Annotated in this window: 15 protein-coding genes and 1 tRNA gene; 8 read left to right on the top strand and 8 right to left on the bottom strand. The window is 67.9% G+C overall.

The annotated features are described in order from the left end of the window. The first annotated feature begins 13 nt into the window (after window positions 1-13). The 5 genes from Ga0609869_RS00430 (at window position 14) to Ga0609869_RS00410 (ending at window position 6238) form a co-directional block, all read left to right on the top strand. Window positions 14-559 carry a cold-shock protein gene (locus Ga0609869_RS00430; protein ID WP_125404013.1) on the top strand — a complete coding sequence of 182 codons (546 nt, stop codon included), beginning with the start codon at window positions 14-16 and terminating at the stop codon, window positions 557-559. A gap of 8 nt (window positions 560-567) precedes the next feature. Beyond that, entirely contained in the window at window positions 568-1041 is a 474-nt protein-coding gene (locus tag Ga0609869_RS00425) for a DUF192 domain-containing protein (protein WP_125404012.1), read from the top strand. A gap of 44 nt (window positions 1042-1085) precedes the next feature. Continuing rightward, window positions 1086-1162: transfer RNA gene (locus Ga0609869_RS00420), tRNA-Pro, on the top strand. Window positions 1163-2006: 844 nt separating this feature from the next. Further along, complete coding sequence (locus Ga0609869_RS00415; protein WP_125404011.1) at window positions 2007-5678, top strand: vitamin B12-dependent ribonucleotide reductase; 3672 nt, start codon at window positions 2007-2009, stop codon at window positions 5676-5678. Continuing rightward, window positions 5669-6238 (top strand): ImmA/IrrE family metallo-endopeptidase, encoded by a 570-nt coding sequence (locus Ga0609869_RS00410; protein WP_170168778.1) that lies wholly within the window; start codon window positions 5669-5671, stop codon window positions 6236-6238. Before Ga0609869_RS00415 ends, Ga0609869_RS00410 begins: the two co-directional genes overlap by 10 nt. A gap of 163 nt (window positions 6239-6401) precedes the next feature. Here Ga0609869_RS00410 and Ga0609869_RS00405 read toward each other — a convergent pair whose 3' ends face one another. From Ga0609869_RS00405 to Ga0609869_RS00390, 4 genes are all read right to left on the bottom strand, one after another. Further along, entirely contained in the window at window positions 6402-6617 is a 216-nt protein-coding gene (locus Ga0609869_RS00405) for a hypothetical protein (protein WP_125404009.1), read from the bottom strand. Further along, complete coding sequence (locus Ga0609869_RS00400; RefSeq protein ID WP_125404008.1) at window positions 6614-7765, bottom strand: aromatic ring-hydroxylating oxygenase subunit alpha; 1152 nt, start codon at window positions 7763-7765, stop codon at window positions 6614-6616. Before Ga0609869_RS00400 ends, Ga0609869_RS00405 begins: the two co-directional genes overlap by 4 nt. A gap of 194 nt (window positions 7766-7959) precedes the next feature. Beyond that, a complete protein-coding gene (locus tag Ga0609869_RS00395) occupies window positions 7960-8247 on the bottom strand; it encodes a hypothetical protein (RefSeq protein WP_125404007.1) in 288 nt (95 codons plus the stop codon). Window positions 8248-8397: 150 nt separating this feature from the next. Continuing rightward, window positions 8398-8910, bottom strand: coding sequence for a sigma factor (locus Ga0609869_RS00390; RefSeq protein WP_170168777.1), 513 nt, complete (start codon window positions 8908-8910; stop codon window positions 8398-8400). A 237-nt stretch (window positions 8911-9147) separates the two neighbouring features. On the opposite strand from Ga0609869_RS00390, the gene Ga0609869_RS00385 reads away from it, so the two are divergent. Continuing rightward, window positions 9148-9384, top strand: coding sequence for a hypothetical protein (locus Ga0609869_RS00385; protein WP_125404005.1), 237 nt, complete (start codon window positions 9148-9150; stop codon window positions 9382-9384). 217 nt (window positions 9385-9601) lie between these two features. Next, a complete protein-coding gene (locus Ga0609869_RS00380) occupies window positions 9602-10504 on the top strand; it encodes a Hint domain-containing protein (protein WP_125404004.1) in 903 nt (300 codons plus the stop codon). Between the two features lie 16 nt (window positions 10505-10520). On the opposite strand, the gene ilvN is transcribed toward Ga0609869_RS00380, so the two are convergent. The 4 genes from ilvN to Ga0609869_RS00360 form a co-directional block, all read right to left on the bottom strand. Continuing rightward, entirely contained in the window at window positions 10521-11087 is a 567-nt protein-coding gene (gene ilvN / locus Ga0609869_RS00375; RefSeq protein WP_125404003.1) for an acetolactate synthase small subunit, read from the bottom strand. Continuing rightward, complete coding sequence (locus tag Ga0609869_RS00370; protein WP_125404002.1) at window positions 11075-12349, bottom strand: glycosyltransferase family 87 protein; 1275 nt, start codon at window positions 12347-12349, stop codon at window positions 11075-11077. The genes ilvN and Ga0609869_RS00370 overlap by 13 nt, the downstream gene beginning before the upstream one ends. Next, window positions 12333-13277 carry a carbon-nitrogen hydrolase family protein gene (locus tag Ga0609869_RS00365; RefSeq protein WP_125404001.1) on the bottom strand — a complete coding sequence of 315 codons (945 nt, stop codon included), beginning with the start codon at window positions 13275-13277 and terminating at the stop codon, window positions 12333-12335. Before Ga0609869_RS00365 ends, Ga0609869_RS00370 begins: the two co-directional genes overlap by 17 nt. Before the next feature lie 63 nt (window positions 13278-13340). Then, window positions 13341-15098 (bottom strand): acetolactate synthase 3 large subunit, encoded by a 1758-nt coding sequence (locus tag Ga0609869_RS00360; protein WP_125404000.1) that lies wholly within the window; start codon window positions 15096-15098, stop codon window positions 13341-13343. Between the two features lie 456 nt (window positions 15099-15554). Here Ga0609869_RS00360 and Ga0609869_RS00355 point away from each other — a divergent pair, with 456 nt between their 5' ends. Next, the gene (locus tag Ga0609869_RS00355) at window positions 15555-16640 is read left to right on the top strand and encodes a TRAP transporter substrate-binding protein (protein ID WP_125403999.1); all 1086 of its coding nucleotides are present in this window, start codon (window positions 15555-15557) and stop codon (window positions 16638-16640) included. Window positions 16641-16801: the final 161 nt, after the last annotated feature.

Below are 16801 nucleotides of genomic sequence, written 5' to 3'. Positions count from 1 at the left end.
GCGCAGCGGGAATATGGGCGAAAGCGAGGAGAATTCCGGCCGCCGAGTGCGCGGCCGTGTTAAATGGTTCGATCCGGGCAAGGGCTTCGGGTTCGTGATCGCCGATGAGGGCGGCCCGGATATATTGTTGCATGCCAACGTGCTGCGCAATTACGGCCAAAGCTCGGTGGCCGAAGGGGCCGGCATCGAGGTCGAGGTGCAGACGACGAGCCGTGGCCAGCAGGCGGTGCACGTGCTCAGCATCGAGCCGCCGGAGACCGGCGACGGCCCACCTTTGGAAGACCTGTTCGACACCGACCCGGCCGAGCTGGAGGCGCAGCCGCTGGAGCCCGCCCGGGTGAAGTGGTTCGACAAGTCCAAGGGGTTCGGGTTTGCCAACGTGTTCGGCCGGCCCGAGGATGTGTTCATCCATGTCGAGGTGCTGCGCCGGTCGGGCCTGTCCGATCTCCAGCCGGGCGAGGCGATTTGCCTGCGCGCGGTCGAGGGGCGGCGCGGGCGCATGGCGGCGATGGTCTGCTCGTGGGAAAGTGCCCTGCCGCCGTCGGATGGCGGGCGGTAGGATTGGCGATGTGGGGGGTGCGTCTGGTCCTTGCGTTGACGGTGGCGGTTTCGCTGTCGGGCGCGGCGCGCGCGCAATGCGCCGACACGCGGGTCGATCTGCGCGGCGAGTGGGGGCAGGCGCGCTTTAGCGTCGAACTGGCCGACGATGCCGCCGAGCGCAGCCGCGGGCTGATGTTCCGCGAGCGTCTGCCGCAGGGCGCGGGGATGCTGTTCGTCTACGACCGGCCGGGCCGGGCCGTGTTCTGGATGAAAAACACGCTGATTCCGCTCGACATGATCTTCCTCGGGCCGCGGGGCCGGGTGCTGAAGGTGCACGAAAACGCGGTTCCCGGCGATCTGACCGGCATCGACGGCGGGCCGGGGGTCAAGGCGGTGCTGGAGATCAACGGCGGGCTTGCGCGGGCCATCGGCATCGCGCCGGGCAGCGAAATGCGCCACCCCGCCTTCGGCAACGCGGCCGCGTGGAGCTGCGCGCCTTAGCCCTTTCCTTCGCACCGCCCCGTCGCTATTGAGAACGGCAGGTCCGGGGCGTAGCGCAGCCTGGTAGCGCGTCGGTTTTGGGTACCGAAGGTCGTGAGTTCGAATCTCGCCGCCCCGACCACGCGCTGCGCGCCCCGCCAAATCGCCCGAGCGCCAGCTTCGCCAGCCCGGCCAGCGGCGCGAAATCACCGGTCAGATCCTTCTCTCCGCCGGCCGCGCCGGCATGCCGGCCTATGGCGCGTACAACCTCTCCCTTGTCCCCGCCCATAATCGGGGGCCGAGGCAAGGAAACTGGGCGTGCGGCTGGCGGCGGTGACGACGACCGTTAGCGGAAGGCCGGTGCGATCCGGCCTGGGCCTGGCATCGCCGGCCACCTGCTGCAAAGACCCCGTCACGACAGGGTCGGGGCGGTGACACCGCTGGAAAAGCGGCGACACGCCCGCCGACGAACTCCTCCCCCTGGCGTTGCAAAGATCCCGCACCGGCGCGTGCCGCGGCCCGGCCGCCGCCCCTTGGCTCGCGCTCGGTCCGCGGGGTTCAGCCAATCTGCAAAAAAGCGATGCTAACCCCATATGTTGTGGCGGGAAATAGGTCCGCTTACTACAGGAGACCGGCGCGCCGCCCGCCCGCCTGAGTCGGCCTGCCCGGGGGCGAGGCGCAATTGACCCCGCCAGGTCAATGGAAAAATCCAGGTCTGGAGCAGCATTTTTCCGTTGACCAAGTAGGGCGACCTACGTCAACTTGTGCTGGCCGACGGTCATGACACTACATTTAGTGTTCTGGCGGTGGGGACCGGCCTTCGACACCAGGTTGCGGATCATTCCGCGCCGAAACGTGCACGCCATGCGGCGCAGCACGCCGAGGCGGTCTTTGCCCCAGCGATCAAGGCGATAACGGGTCCGGCGCAACGCATCGCCAGCGATGGTCCGAAAAACCACGACGTCACGGAACGGGGCAGACGAAACATGAAGATCGAACGCAAATTCACCACAGCGGAAACCGGCGCCTACGGCGCGCTGGAGTTTACCACCACGGCTTCGGAAATCCGCAACCCGGACGGGACCGTCGTGTTCCGCCTCGACGCCGTCGAGGTGCCCGCGGGCTGGAGCCAGGTTGCCAGCGACGTCATCGCGCAGAAATATTTCCGCAAGGCGGGCGTCCCGGCGCGGCTGAAAAAGGTGCGCGAAAAGGGCGTACCCCAGTTCCTGTGGCGCTCGGTCGCCGACGAGGCAGCGCTTGCCGAACTGCCCGAAGACGCGCGGTACGGCGGCGAAACCTCGGCCTGCCAGGTGTTCGACCGTCTGGCCGGGGCCTGGGCCTACTGGGGCTGGAAGGGCGGCTATTTCTCGACCGAGGACGACGCGCGCACCTATTACGACGAGATGCGCTACATGCTGGCCACCCAGCGCGCCGCGCCGAATTCGCCCCAGTGGTTCAATACCGGGCTGCACTGGGCCTATGGCATCGACGGCCCCGGCCAGGGCCATTTCTACGTCGATTACAAGACCGGCAAGCTGACCAGGTCGGGCTCGGCCTACGAGCACCCGCAGCCCCACGCCTGTTTCATCCAGTCGGTCAAGGACGACCTGGTGTCGGATGGCGGCATCATGGACCTGTGGGTCCGCGAGGCGCGGCTCTTCAAATACGGTTCGGGCACCGGCACCAATTTCTCGTCGCTGCGCGCCGAGGGGGAAAAGCTGTCGGGCGGCGGCAAGTCGAGCGGTTTGATGGGCTTTCTGCGCATCGGCGACCGGGCGGCGGGCGCCATCAAGTCGGGCGGCACCACGCGCCGCGCCGCCAAGATGGTGATCTGCGACATGGATCACCCCGACATCGAGGAATTCATCAACTGGAAGGTCATCGAAGAGCAAAAGGTGGCCAGCCTCGTCGCCGGCTCGAAGACCCACGAACAGCATCTCAACGCCATCTTCGACGCGATCCGCGCCTGGGACGGGCGTGCAGAGGACGCCTATGACCCCAAGGTCAACGACACCCTCAAATCGGTGATCCGCGCCGCGAAAAAGGCGATGATCCCCGAGGGCTATGTCAAGCGCGTGCTCGACTACGCGCGCCAGGGCTATGACAGCATCGAGTTCCCGACCTACGACACCGACTGGGACAGCGAGGCCTATTCCTCGGTCGCCGGGCAGAACTCGAACAACTCGGTGCGCGTGACCGATGCCTTCCTCCAGGCCGTCAAGGACGATGCCGACTGGGAGCTGGTGCGCCGCACCGACGGCAAGGTCGCCAAGACCGTCAAGGCCCGCGATCTGTGGGAGCAGGTGGGCCATGCCGCGTGGTCCTGCGCCGATCCGGGCATCCAGTTCCACGACACGATCAACGCCTGGCACACCTGCCCGGCGGATGGTGCGATCCGCGCGTCGAACCCGTGCTCGGAATACATGTTCCTCGACGATACGGCCTGCAACCTGGCCTCGATGAACCTGCTGACCTTCTACGAGGATGGGCAGTTCCAGGCCGAGGATTACATGCACGCCACGCGGCTGTGGACGCTGACGCTGGAGATCAGCGTGATGATGGCGCAGTTCCCGTCGCGCGAAATCGCCCGGCTGTCCTACGATTTCCGCACGCTGGGCCTGGGCTATGCCAATCTCGGCGGTCTGTTGATGAACATGGGGCTGGGCTACGACTCGGTCGAGGGCCGGGCGCTGTGCGGCGCGCTGAGCGCGATCCTGACCGGCGTGGCCTACGCCACCTCGGCCGAGATCGCCGCCGAACTGGGCGCGTTTCCGGGGCACGCGCGCAACGCCGAGCATATGCTGCGGGTGATCCGCAACCACCGCACCGCGGCGCACGGGGCCAGCGCGGGCTACGAGGCGCTGGCGGTCAAGCCGGTGCCGCTCGACCATGCCGGCTGCCCCGACGCGCGGCTCGCCGATCTTGCCAAGGGCGCATGGGACGAGGCGCTGGCGCTGGGTGAAAAGCACGGCTTCCGCAACGCGCAGGTCTCGGTCATCGCGCCCACGGGCACGATCGGGCTGGTGATGGATTGCGACACCACCGGGATCGAGCCCGACTTCGCGCTGGTCAAGTTCAAGAAGCTGGCCGGCGGGGGCTATTTCAAGATCATCAACCGCTCGGTGCCCGCCGGGCTGGAAAAGCTGGGCTACGGCCCGGCGCAGATCGAGGAAATCATCGCCTACGCGGTGGGCCACGGCAGCCTGGGCAATTGCGCCGGCATCAACCATACCTCGCTGGTGGGCCATGGCTTCGGCCCGGCGGAGCTGGACAAGATCGAGGCGGCGTTGCCGTCGGCCTTCGATATCCGCTTCGTCTTCAACCAGTGGACCCTGGGCGAGGCGTTCTGCACCGACGTCCTCGGCATCCCGCAGGAAAAGCTCAACGACCCGACCTTCGACATGCTGCGCCACCTGGGCTTCAGCAGGGCCGAGATCGACGCCGCCAACGACCACGTCTGCGGGACGATGACGCTGGAAGGCGCGCCGCACCTGGACCCGGCGCATTACCATGTCTTCGACTGCGCCAATCCTTGCGGCAAGACCGGCAAGCGGTTCCTCAGCGTGGACTCCCACATCCACATGATGGCCGCGGCGCAGAGCTTCATCTCGGGCGCGATCTCCAAGACGATCAACATGCCCAACGATGCCAGCATCGAGGATTGCCAGAACGCCTACGAACTGTCGTGGTCGCTGGGGGTCAAGGCCAACGCGCTTTACCGCGACGGCTCCAAGCTCAGCCAGCCGCTGGCCGCATCGCTGGTCGAGGACGACGAAGAGGCCGAAGAGGTTCTGGCCTCGGGCAGCCCCACCGAAAAGGCACAGGTGCTGGCCGAGAAGATCGTCGAGAAGGTCCTGGTGAAAGAGGTGGTCCGCAGCCACCGCGAAAAGCTGCCCGAGCGGCGCAAGGGCTACACGCAAAAGGCCATCGTCGGCGGCCACAAGGTCTACCTGCGCACCGGCGAGTACCGCGACGGCACGCTGGGCGAGATCTTCATCGACATGCACAAGGAAGGCGCGGGCTTCCGGGCGATGATGAACAACTTCGCCATCGCGGTGTCGGTCGGCCTGCAATACGGTGTGCCGCTTGAGGAATTCGTCGAGGCCTTCACCTTCACCCGGTTCGAACCGGCGGGCATGGTGCAGGGCAACGAGACGATCAAGAACGCCACCTCGATCCTCGACTACATCTTCCGCGAACTCGCGGTCAGCTATCTCGACCGGACCGACCTTGCCCATGTCAAGCCCGAGGGCGCGGCGTTCGACGAGTTGGGCCGGGGCGACGAGGAAGGCAAGCCGAACGTCACGCCGGTGTCGGAAAGCGCGGCCTCGAAATCGCTGGCGGTGCTGAAGCAGATCAGCTCGACCGGGTATCTCAGGAAGCGCGTGCCGCAGGAACTGGTGGTGCTTCAGGGCGGCATGGGCGCGACCGCGCTGGACGGAGCCGCCGACCCGGTGACGGCGCTGTCCACGCTGGTGCCGGAGGCCGGTGCGGCCACCGCGCTGGCCTCGGGCACGGTGTCGATGGACCCGCGCGCCAAGGCCAAGATGCAAGGCTACGAGGGCGACCCCTGCGGCGAATGCGGCAACTACACGCTGGTCCGCAATGGCACCTGCATGAAATGCAACACCTGCGGGGCGACGAGCGGATGCAGCTAAGTGAGTATTTCCTCTACGACATGAGAGAAGTTATGCGGGCGCTTCCCGCTGATGGAGACGTGAGGCAAAAATTCCGGTCCTTCAGTCTAGAACCTCGGGTGGGTGGGCGTGCGCGATCAGTCAAGGCATTCGCTGAAGATCTGGGTTTTGCCGTTGAGGAATGCGATCTGCCCCGAGGTATGAATGGGCGATTGGTGCGCGATACCTGGAGCGACACTGGATTTCGCATAGAAGTGAGTTCGCGGCTGTCGGTCGAGGCTAAGCGTTTCGCCGTCTTGCATGAAATGGCCCACTATTTCCTACACACCGATCGGAATGACCCACTAGCTTGGACTGAGCATTTCGACCCTTCGGGCAGCACATTCTATGTCGATAAAAAGGCAGAAAGAGAAGCAAACAACTTCGCTGAAGCGGTTCTCTTTGGAGGTGCGCAGCTTACGGCTGCTTACACCCTCCTTGGAGGTGACCTAAAAAAGATAGCCAAGTATTTTGGGGTCACAGAGCAGGTGACAAGGATCGCTCTTTCGAAGTTGCAGAGAAACGCAGGCCCTACAGTGTAAGAGTTTTGACGGTTTTCCGGGGCGGGTGCGCTCGCCCCTGACGTGGATCGCGCCGCAGGCAGAAACCGGGCGGTACAGAAAATGAGCACGATCCGCGAAACTGGGGGCGCCTTCGGGCGCCCCTTTCCTTTTTATGCGTGCGATTTGCGGGGCCAGGTCGAGGTTACGCCTCGCGCCCCATGGCGCAGAGGCGGTCGCGATAGGCGGCCGCCTCCTCGGCGCCGGCCTCCAGCGCAAAGACATAGGCATGGGTCAGGAAAAAGCCCTTGGCCGCGGCGTCCGCCGTGCCCTCGGCCGCCTCGGCGTAAAGCCGCGCCAAGGCCCGCCCGTCGCCCGCCGCGTGGGCCGCCAGAAGTCGGGCGTCGAGCGCCCCGCTCATGGCGCCGCCGCGGCCCCGCGCGCCGCCATCAGCCGCCCGGCCGCCCAGGCGTGAAAACAATGCGTCGGCCCGTCCATCGCCGGGGAAAACCGCCCGCCGTCGAACATCGGCGCGTGGCGGCCCTTCTGCATGCCCTCGACCACGAAGATGTCCTCTTCGAAGACGGTCTTCCACTGCGCCGCGTTCTGCGCCCTGAGCGCGGGGTCGGTGTCGGGCGTGGCGTAGTAGAGGTGCACATGCTCGGCGGTGCGGCCGGGGCCCATGGGCTCCAGCACGATGGCGAAGGCATGGTCCCGATGCACGCCGAGCAGCACGTTGGGGTAAAACGCCACGTATTCCGCTGCCGTGTCCCATGCGGCGGGCAGGCCGGGAAAGTCGGGGAAAACCGCGCCGTCGTCGCCGCGGATCTGCCGGTAGACGCGGGTGCCTTGCCCCGAATAAAGCTCCGGCGCCTCGATATTGTAATGGTCTTCCAGCCTGGAATAGCTGTTCAGCCCCGGATGCACCCAGGGAAGGTGGTAGCTTTCGCAATAATTCTCGACCGCCAGCTTCCAGTTGGCCGCCACCTCCAGCGTGAAACGGCTGTCGGCGCCGCCGTGGTAGAGCGGCGCGTCGAAATCGGCCCAGCGCGCGATGAGGTCGCGGTGCGCCTCGTCAAAGGGCGGCGCGTCGCCCGAAAGGTTGACGAAGACCACGTCGCGCCAGACGTGGCTGCGGATCTCGACCAGGCCAAGGCTGTCGCGGTCGATGCCGGGATGGACGTTCATGCCCGGCCCGCCCACATGGGGCGTGGCCACCAGCCGGCCGTCGGTGGCATAGCACCAGCTGTGATAGGGACAGCGGATCGCCCCCTCGATGCGGCCGGGGCGATCGACCAGCACCATGCCCCGGTGACGGCAGGTGTTCTGAAAGACCCTGAGCGCGCCGTCCCGCCCGCGCAGCATCAAAAGCGGCATGCCGAGGAAATCGACCGGCCGCGCATCACCGGGCAGCGGCAGCTCGCCCGCCGCGCCAAGGCCCGCCCAGCCCGCGCCGATCAGCGCGCGGGCCTCCTCCTGGTAGAGGGCTGGATCGATGTAATGGGCGTTGGCCAGCCCGTGCGCGGTCTCGACCGGGCGGCGGACGGCGGAAAGGTCGGTGGGGTCCATGGCGCGCCTCCTCGTATCCCTGGGATGGGGTATTCTAGAGGCGATGACGCAGGGTCACTTGGCCGATTGCGGCCTGGGCCTGTCCCGGTGCGACATTCCGTGCCCCGCGCGACCGGGTTCACCTTGGGGCTCTGCGATCGCAAATGCCCTGACACGGCCCGCGGACCGGCCCCTGAAGCGCGCCTGGCGTCGTTTCAGAACTCCTGCGGCGGGCAGACCCCTTCGTCGCCGTCGGTCACCGCGGCGGCGGATATTTCGCCGGCATCGTTCAGGCATACCACCGTCCCGGCCGGATAGCCCTGCGCCGGCTCTTGCAGCCGCCGCGCCCCGGCCGCCGCGCCTCGCATGACCAGCTGTCCGGCCCCGGCGGCCGTATTGACAGCCGTCTTGCCGACGAAGACCACAGCATCGGTGGTGTTGTCGGCGATCTTCCGGGTGGAACATCCAGACAAGACCACGGCCGAGGCCATGAAGGCGCCCATATACCCAAGCGTTTGTCCGTGCAGTTTTCTGTCGCCCCCGTCTCGGTTTGGGCCAGCCGGCACCCTGTCGCTTCGGGCACGTCGGGTGCGACCCAGGCGGGCCGAGCCGGACGGCAAGGCGAATCCGCGTGACGGGTGCAGCCGGCGGCCTCAGAGGTAGAGCGCGGCGACCGAGGCCCCGGGCGCCAGGTCCAGCTCTGCCCGGAGCCGCACACGGGCGCGGGCCAGGCGTGAGGCGACGGTGCCGCGCTTGAGCCCGGTCAGGCGGACGAGCTCGGCCTCGCCGGCGCCGGTCTCGACCACCAGCCGCATCAGGGCGGCCTGCTGGGGCGGCAGCCGGTCGATCGCGGCCAGCGCGTCGGCGCAGGCCAGGCGGGCGGGCAGCGTGGGAGGTGCAGCGGGCGCATCGCCGGGGGAAAGCGCGGCGTCGGGCGGCGCCGCTCTGCGCGCCGCCCGGCGCAGGGCGGTCATCGCGTAGTTTTCCAGCGCGCCGATCTCGACGCCGTCGGCCAGCCGCGACCATACGCGGGCCAGTGCCTCTTGCGCCATGTCCTCGGCGGTCTCGGGGGCGGCGCCCAGCCGCCTGGCGCGGCGCAACAGGCGCGGGCGCAGCGCGATCAGCGCGGCGGCGGTGGCAGGCGGGATCGGGGGCAGGGCGGGCATGACGGCAGGCTGCACGCAAGGACCGGCCCCGCCAAGCCGGGGGATTTCCGCCGAAACCGCGCGGGCGCCCTTTTCCGGCGAGCATCCGCCGCGGCGGCCGGGCCGCGTCGGCGGCCCACCGCGCGCCGGCATGCGCCGCGGCGGCGGGGCGGAGCGGACGGCCCCCGGCGCGCTCTATCTCCTGCGAAGGCCGCGTGCTGCGGCTTTCGTCATGACAGTTCAACAAGGAGAGAAACAATGCAGAAATTCACCATCCTCGCGACCGCCTTTGCCCTCGGTACCGGCGCGGCCTTTGCCGCCGACAGCCTCGATGCCGATGGCGACGGCGCGGTCAGCTTCGAAGAAATGCTGGCCGTCTACCCGGCGACGACAGAGGAAGATTTCTCCAAGCTCGACGCCGATGCCGACGGGACGCTCTCGGCTGACGAGGTGGCCGCCGCCGAAGAGGCGGGCATGATCCCCGCCCAGGGCTGAGCCCTTGCCAAGGTCCGGCCGGGAAACCGGCCGGACGCACGGCCCCGTGCGCGCCGCAGCTGTGGCCGCGCCCGCGCCCGGCTTGCCCCGCGCGGGTTGCCGGGCGTTGCACGGGGCCGGCCCGGACCAAGGCCCGATTGTCGCCACGTTTCAAAGGTACGGTTCCGCCGGGAACCGCCGCAGCAACCGGCGCGCGGGACGGGGAGATCGGCACCGCATGGCACGGCAACAGGTCACAGGCCCGTCAAGCCTGACGATCGGAACGGGTGACGACAGCGTCACCGGCCAATATTTCGCGTCCAAGCTGCCGGCGACGTGGAGCGTTTCGGTACTGAACGGCGGCGGGCTGGACGCGGCCGATTACACCGTCACGATCTCGTCCTCGGGCGTCCTGACGATCACCTTGTTGCCAGGCGCAACGGTGCCGCCGGGCGGCGCGTCTATGTTGCTGTCGGTCCAGGCGTCGTCGGGCTCGGGCGGGGGCAACAACGACAGCCTGCTGGTCACCGTCACCCTCGCCGAGAATACCGTGCCCTGCTTCGTCGCGGGCACCCTGATCGACACGGCCGAGGGGCCCCGCCCGGTCGAAACGCTGCGGATCGGGGACCGGATCGCCACGCTCGACGGCGGCCATCAGCGGCTGCGCTGGATCGGCAGCCGCGTGTTGACGCCGGATCAGCTTGGGCATCGCCCCGACCTGCGCCCCGTCGATATCTCGAAAGACGCGTTCGGGCCGGGCCGGCCCGCGCAGGACCTGTCGCTGTCGCCGCAACACAGGGTCTATGTCGAGACCGGCCGGGCCGAGCTTTGGTTCGCGGATAGCGGCGTTCTGGTCCATGCGCTGCACCTTGTGAATGGCACCACGGTCAACCGGTGCGCCGATGGCGGCGCGGTGCGCTATGTTCACATCGCCTTCGACCGGCACGAGATCATCTTTGCCAACGGGCTGGCCACCGAGTCGCTGTTCCCCGGCGATGTCGCGCTTGGCGCGCTCGGGCGTCCCGACGTGGAAGAACTGTTCGCCATCTTCCCCGAACTGCGCAAGGGCCGTGCCCGCACGCCGCTCCATAGCCGGTGCCTGAAGCGCCACGAGGCCGCGGTGCTGGCCGCGGCCCTCTAGGGGCGCCGGGCGGGCCTCAGCCGGCGCCGCCGCGGGCGAGCGCCGCGATGCCGGTCCGGGCAATCTCGACCAGGCCCAGCGGCTGCATCAATTCGGCGAAGGCATCGACCTTCTGGGGCGTGCCGGTGATTTCGAAGATGAAGCTTTCAAGCGTCGAATCGACCACGTTCGCGCGGAAGATATCGGCCAGCCGCAGCGCCTCGACGCGCTTGTCGCCGGTGCCCGACACCTTGAAGAGCGCGAGCTCGCGCTCGACCGAAGGGCCCTCGACGGTCAGGTCATGCACCTCGTGCACCGGCACGATGCGCCCCAGCTGGGCCTTGATCTGGTCGATCACGGCGGGCGTGCCGGTGGTGACGATGGTGATGCGGCTGGTGTGGCCCTCGTGGTCGACCTCGGCCACGGTCAGGCTGTCGATATTGTAGCCGCGCCCGGAGAACAGGCCGATCACCCGGGCCAGCACGCCGGCCTCGTTGTCGACGAGCACCGCCAGCGTGTGACGCTCGACCGCCTCGATATTGGGGTCGCGCAGATCGTAGGCCGAGTGGCGCGAGGTGCCTTTCTGGATGTTCAGTGGGGGCATGGGTCTTCCTTTCCGGTTCGGCGCGCCGGGCCGCCTTGGGCGGGGCGCGGCAGTGGCAGGACATGGGGCGGGCGGAGCGCGGCCAGCAGGGCCAGCACCGCCAGCGGGGTGAGAAGGGTGGCCAGGGCGGGCGCGATCTCGGGCCAGAGCACCCGTGCCCAGATCATCGCGCCGGGCCCGATCCAGAGCGCGAGAAACAGCGCGCGCCCGCCGGGTCCGGGGCCGATCTGGCCCGAGCGCACGAGAAACAGCGCGGCCAGCGCCAGAAGGGCCGTGTCGTAATACCAAAGATAGGGCGAGGCCAGCGGTATCGCCGCCAGCAACAGCGCGGCCTTGCGGTCGGCCCCCGCGTGCGGGGCGCGCCAGAGCGCGAAGACCGCCGCGGCCAGCGCGAGCACCACAAGCCCCTGCAGCCCGAGCGCGGTGTCGGGCGAGAGGCCGGCACGGACCGCCAGCGCGGGCAGGCCGGCCATCAGGTCGAGACCGGCCAGGCTGTCCAGCACGAGGGCACCGTGGGCGGCGTAGATCTCGGCCATGCGGGGCCAGTAGGCCAGCCCGAACAGCAGGCTCGCGCCGCCATGCAGTGCCAGCGCAGTAAGCGCAGCGGCGAAGATCGTGGCCCAGGCGCCAACGGCCACCAGCGCCACGGGGATCAACAGCCCCAGCGTCGGTTTCAGCGTCAACAGCCCGATCAGCACCCCCGCGGCGATGCGGCGCCCGCCGCCCAGGCAGGCCAGCGCCGCGGCCAGCCCTGCCGCCCAGATCAGCGTGAATTGGCCCAGCAACAGCGCGGGCAGAAACGCCGGGGCCAGCATCAGATCGCCCCACAGCCGGCCGGCCGACAGGCGCAGAGCCAGGGCCAGTGCGCCGAGCGAGACCAGGCAGAACGCGACCCAGGCCAGCCCCGCCGACACGGCACCGAGCGGCGCGAAAAGCAACAGCGTGCCCGGCGGGTGCAGGAACGGAAACCACCCCCGGTCGACATTCAGGCTGGCCGCGGCCAGCGCCTGCTGGTCGAAGACCGCCAGCGCGTCGCCGGCCAGCGCCAGCTTGGCCGCGCCCCAGAAGATGCAGAAATCGGTGCCCGCGTTGACGCAGCCGCCGCTCAGCGGATGGTCCGGGCCCGCCGCCAGACGTGCGGCCAGCGCCAGCGTCGGCAGCGCGGCGAGCAGCACCACGCCCAGCCGCCGCGCCTCGGCAAAGGCGGCCAGGCGCGCCTCGGCGGCGGCGCGGGCGGGGTGGGGATCAGTCGGACTCGTCAAGCGTCACAGGCCGCTGCGGCGAGCGGTTCACGGACAGATGGAAGATGTCGGGGCGCGCGTAATGCCCGGTGACGTCGAACTTGCGCCGTGCGGCGGCGGCCGCCGCCGGGTCGATCTCGGCCCAGAGCAGGCCCTTTTCGCGGTGCATCGGGCCGGCGACGGGGCCGCCGAAGGGCTTCATCACCACGGCGTCGCCATCGTTGATCCATTCCTCGGGGTCGGGGAACAGGACCGCGCGATAGAGGGTGTCCTCGGGGATGTCGGATGCCTCGAGCGGCGTCGAACAGCCGATCACCCAACAGCCGCCCTCGCGGGCGATGTGGCGCATCGTCGCCAGCCAGCCCTCGCCTGCGTCCCAGGTGGGCGAGACCAGGATTTCCAGCTGCTGGCCGTAAAGCGCGTAGCGTGCCAGCGGCATGTAATTCTCCCAGCACAGCAGCACGCCGATCCGGCCCGCCGCGGTGTCGACCACCCTCAGCCCGCGCCCGTCGCCGAAGCCCCAGACCATACGCTCGGGGTTTGTCGGCATCAGCTTGCGATGCACGTTGGCGATGGTGCCGTCGGCGTCGATCACGACGGCGCTGTTGAAGATCGTGCTGCCGCTGAGCGCCGCGTCGCATTCCTGCACGCCGGCGACGACGACGACGCCGCGCTCGCGCGCCACCTCGCGCAGCGGCGCCAGGCCGTCCCTCGACAGATCGACGGAATTGGCCAAAAGCCGCGCGAACAGCGCGTCGGTCTTACCCATGTCGGCGCCGGGCGTGAGGCGCCAGACGAAGGTCGGGTAGCCGGGAAACCACGCCTCGGGAAACACCACGAGGCCGGCACCGCCCTCGGCGGCCTCCTCGACCAGCGCGACGGCGCGTGCCAAGGAGGCCTCGAGGTCGAGATAGACGGGTGGCTGCTGAACGATTGCGGTGCGGACCATGATGGTTCTCCCTGCTGACATAAGGTCAGCGCAAGGGTGTGACGTGACGTCCCCTTTTAGACCTTACACCAAAACCGCCCCTCCCGCCTGGATCGCGCCTTCGCCGCTGTCCTCGCCCAAGAGCATCTTGTTGTGCGGCTCGCCCGAAGGGATCATCGGAAAGCAGTTCTCGTGCTTTTCGACGAGGCAGTCGAACAGAACCGGCCCGTCATAATCCAGCATCTCCTGGATCGCGTCGTCCAGGTCGGCGGGATCGTCGCACTTGATGCCCTTCCAGCCGAAGGATTCGGCCAGCTTGACGAAGTCGGGCAACGCCTCGGACCAGCTGTGCGAGTGGCGCCCGCCATGCAGCAGCGTCTGCCATTGCCGCACCATGCCCAGCCGCTCGTTGTTGAGGATGAACTGCTTGACCGGCAGCCGGTACTGGGACGCGGTGCCCATCTCCTGCATGTTCATCAGCCACGAGCCTTCGCCGGCCACGTTGATCACCAGCGCGTCGGGATGCGCGACCTGCACCCCGATCGAGGCGGGAAAGCCGTAGCCCATCGTGCCCAGCCCCCCCGAGGTCATCCAGTGGTTGGGCGCGTCGAACCCGAGGTACTGCGCGGCCCACATCTGGTGCTGGCCCACCTCGGTGCAGATGAAGCGGTCGGCGCGATGCTTGGTCAGCGCTTCGAGGCGCTGCACCGCGTATTGTGGCTTGATGACCTTGTCGGAGCCCTTGTACTTGAGGCACTCCACGGTCTTCCACGCCTCGATCTGGGCCCACCACTTCATCAGGCCCTCCTTGTTGGTCTTGCGTCCGCGCGATTTCCAGATCCGCAGCGCATCCTCCAGCACATGGGCCACGTCGCCGACGATGGGAATCTCGGCGCGGATCGTCTTGTTGATGGACGAGGGGTCGATGTCGATATGCGCCTTGACCGAGTTCGGGCTGAAATCGGCAACGCGCCCGGTGATGCGGTCGTCGAAGCGGGCGCCGATATTGATCATCAGGTCGCAATCGTGCATCGCCAGGTTGGCCTCGTAGAGCCCGTGCATCCCCAGCATGCCCAGCCAGTGCTCGCCCGAGGCGGGGTAGGCGCCCAGCCCCATCAGCGTGGACGTGATCGGAAAGCCCGTGGCGTCGACCAGTTCGCGCAAGAGCTGCGTGGCCGCATCGCCCGAGTTGATCACCCCGCCGCCGGTGTAGAAGATCGGCCGCTCGGCGCTTTCCATCGCCTCGACAAGGCGCTCGATCATCTCGCGGTCGCCCTTGACCTTGGGCTTGTAGTGCTTGGTCGTGGCCTCGCGCGGCTCGATATAGGTGCCGGTGGCGAACTGAACGTCCTTGGGGATGTCGATCAGCACCGGGCCGGGGCGCCCGCTGGTGGCGACGTGAAACCCCTGGTGGATCGTCTCGGCCAGCCTGTCGGTTTCCTTGACCAGCCAGTTATGCTTGGTGCAGGGGCGGGTTATGCCCACCGTGTCGGCCTCCTGAAAGGCATCGTTGCCGACCATGAAGGTGGGCACCTGGCCGGTCAGCACGACCAGAGGGATCGAATCCATCAGCGCGTCGGTGATGCCGGTGACGGCATTCGTCGCGCCCGGACCTGAGGTGACCAGCACGACGCCGGGCTTGCCGGTCGAGCGGGCATAGCCCTCGGCGGCGTGGACCGCGCCCTGTTCGTGGCGCACGAGGATGTGGCGGATGTCGTTTTGCTGGAAGATCTCGTCATAGATCGGAAGCACGGCGCCGCCGGGATAGCCGAAGATTACGTCCACGCCCTGATCCTTGAGCGCCTGAACCACCATTTTTGCGCCGGTCATGGCCTGTGTCATGTCTGTCTCCGTTCCTGGCATCTGCGCGCATAAAAAAGCCCCCGGGTCTCGGGGGCGCATGGGGATGTGATCTGGCTACCGTTACCGGCCCATGCGCCTTCGTCCTTCTACTACGAGAACGATCCTCATCTTCCATCGGCTCCTCTTATCGCGCGGGCGACATTAGGAGGGTGCCCCGGCGGGGTCAACCGCAAATAGCCGGTCTTTTCGTGCGCCGCGGCGTCACATCCTTTATTAATGTTGCCGAAGTACTGCAGTTTCCGCACATCTCGGAAAATCGGGGCGGGTTCTCGGGTCACGGGCCGGATCAGGCCAGCGCCGCCGCGCGGCGCCGGTCGCGGGGGCCGTTTGGGGTCAAACCTCCTCTTTGGCTGTTCGGCGCATCCCGTTAACCTGCGCGCATTGCAGCGATCCGCCCATCGCGCAGGGCGGCTAACGAAACGGGAGGAGCCCTACATGGATCGTCGTTCTTTTCTGACAACCTCCGCGGTGGGCGGCACCGCTGCGGCGGCGGCCTGCGGCCTGGCCGCGCCGGCCTATGCCCAAGGCAAGCGGACGCTGACGCTGGTCACCACCTGGGGCCGGGGCCTTGCGGGCGTGCATGACGCGGCGCAACGCTGCGCCGACACGATCACCGCGATGACAGACGGCCAGCTGACGGTCGATCTCAGGGCCGCGGGCGAACTGGTCGGTGCCTTCGAGGTGTTCGACGCGGTGACCGCGGGCCATGCCGACATGTATCACGGCGCCGACTTCTATTTCGTCAGCCAGCATCCGGGCTACCAGTACTTCACCGGCGTGCCCTTCGGCATGACCGCGCAGGAGCTGGCCAACTGGTACTACCACGACGAGGGCCACGCGCTGCATGACGAGCTGGGCCAGATCTTTGGCCTCAAGACGTTCCTGGCCGGCAATACCGGCGCCCAGGCGGGCGGCTGGTTCGCAAAGGAAATCAACACGCCGGAGGATTTCCAGGGGCTCAAGTTCCGGATGCCCGGCATGGGCGGCCAGGCGCTGGGCAAGATGGGCGCGAGCGTGCAGAACCTGCCCGGCGCCGAAGTATACCGGGCGCTGGCCTCGGGCGCCATCGACGGCGCCGAATGGATCGGCCCCTGGGCCGACGAGAAGGCCGGCTTTTTCGAGATCACCAAGATCTATTACACCGCCGGTTTCCATGAACCGGGCGCGGGCCTGAGCCTGGCTACCAATCGCGACGTGTTCGACGAACTGCCCCCCGCCCACCGCAAGGTCATCGAAATCGCCGCCGGCGAGACGCACCAATGGAACCTCGCGCAGTTCCTGATGAACAACGGCGCGGCGCTGCAGCGTCTGCAGGCCAATGGCGTCAAGGTGCTGAACTTCCCCGACGTGGTCTGGGACGCGATGGGGGCCGCGGCCAAGGCGACGCTGGACGAGTACATGGATGACGACCTGTTCGTGCGCATACGGACCAGCATGGAAAGGTCGATGCGCGCCTCCTCGGACTGGATCGACGCGTCGGAAGGCCAGTACCGCCGGCAGCGCGACCGCATCCTCGGCTAGGATGCGGGCGGAGGTGCGGACATTGCTTGCCGGACCGACGTCGCCGGTCCGACACGCCTTCGATCGTCGGCGCCCCGCACATGCGCTTGGTCTTTGCCGGCAAGTCGCAGGAGGTGTGCCGCACGGTGATCGGCGTATTCCGGTGCCGACCGCGCTGCTGC

This window comes from Rhodovulum iodosum, from assembly GCF_041020385.1.
GTDB classification, from domain to species: Bacteria; Pseudomonadota; Alphaproteobacteria; order Rhodobacterales; family Rhodobacteraceae; genus Rhodovulum; species Rhodovulum iodosum.
The sequence above is the reverse complement of the archived record's forward strand: the minus strand, read 5'-3'. Positions and strand labels throughout refer to the sequence as shown.

Bases quoted from the DNA above. Each gene is read 5' to 3' on its own strand.
- Ga0609869_RS00400 (WP_125404008.1), bottom strand. From the start codon at position 7,765: ATGGACCCCACCGACCTTTCCGCCGTCCGCCGCCCGGTCGAGACCGCG.
- Ga0609869_RS00365 (WP_125404001.1), bottom strand. From the start codon at position 13,277: ATGGTCCGCACCGCAATCGTTCAGCAGCCACCCGTCTATCTCGACCTC.
- Ga0609869_RS00425 (WP_125404012.1), top strand. From the start codon at position 568: ATGTGGGGGGTGCGTCTGGTCCTTGCGTTGACGGTGGCGGTTTCGCTG.
- Ga0609869_RS00410 (WP_170168778.1), top strand. From the start codon at position 5,669: ATGCAGCTAAGTGAGTATTTCCTCTACGACATGAGAGAAGTTATGCGG.
- Ga0609869_RS00395 (WP_125404007.1), bottom strand. From the start codon at position 8,247: ATGGGCGCCTTCATGGCCTCGGCCGTGGTCTTGTCTGGATGTTCCACC.
- Ga0609869_RS00385 (WP_125404005.1), top strand. From the start codon at position 9,148: ATGCAGAAATTCACCATCCTCGCGACCGCCTTTGCCCTCGGTACCGGC.
- ilvN (WP_125404003.1), bottom strand. From the start codon at position 11,087: ATGCCCCCACTGAACATCCAGAAAGGCACCTCGCGCCACTCGGCCTAC.
- Ga0609869_RS00415 (WP_125404011.1), top strand. From the start codon at position 2,007: ATGAAGATCGAACGCAAATTCACCACAGCGGAAACCGGCGCCTACGGC.
- Ga0609869_RS00390 (WP_170168777.1), bottom strand. From the start codon at position 8,910: ATGCCCGCCCTGCCCCCGATCCCGCCTGCCACCGCCGCCGCGCTGATC.
- Ga0609869_RS00380 (WP_125404004.1), top strand. From the start codon at position 9,602: ATGGCACGGCAACAGGTCACAGGCCCGTCAAGCCTGACGATCGGAACG.
- Ga0609869_RS00360 (WP_125404000.1), bottom strand. From the start codon at position 15,098: ATGACACAGGCCATGACCGGCGCAAAAATGGTGGTTCAGGCGCTCAAG.
- Ga0609869_RS00430 (WP_125404013.1), top strand. From the start codon at position 14: ATGGGCGAAAGCGAGGAGAATTCCGGCCGCCGAGTGCGCGGCCGTGTT.
- Ga0609869_RS00405 (WP_125404009.1), bottom strand. From the start codon at position 6,617: ATGAGCGGGGCGCTCGACGCCCGACTTCTGGCGGCCCACGCGGCGGGC.
- Ga0609869_RS00355 (WP_125403999.1), top strand. From the start codon at position 15,555: ATGGATCGTCGTTCTTTTCTGACAACCTCCGCGGTGGGCGGCACCGCT.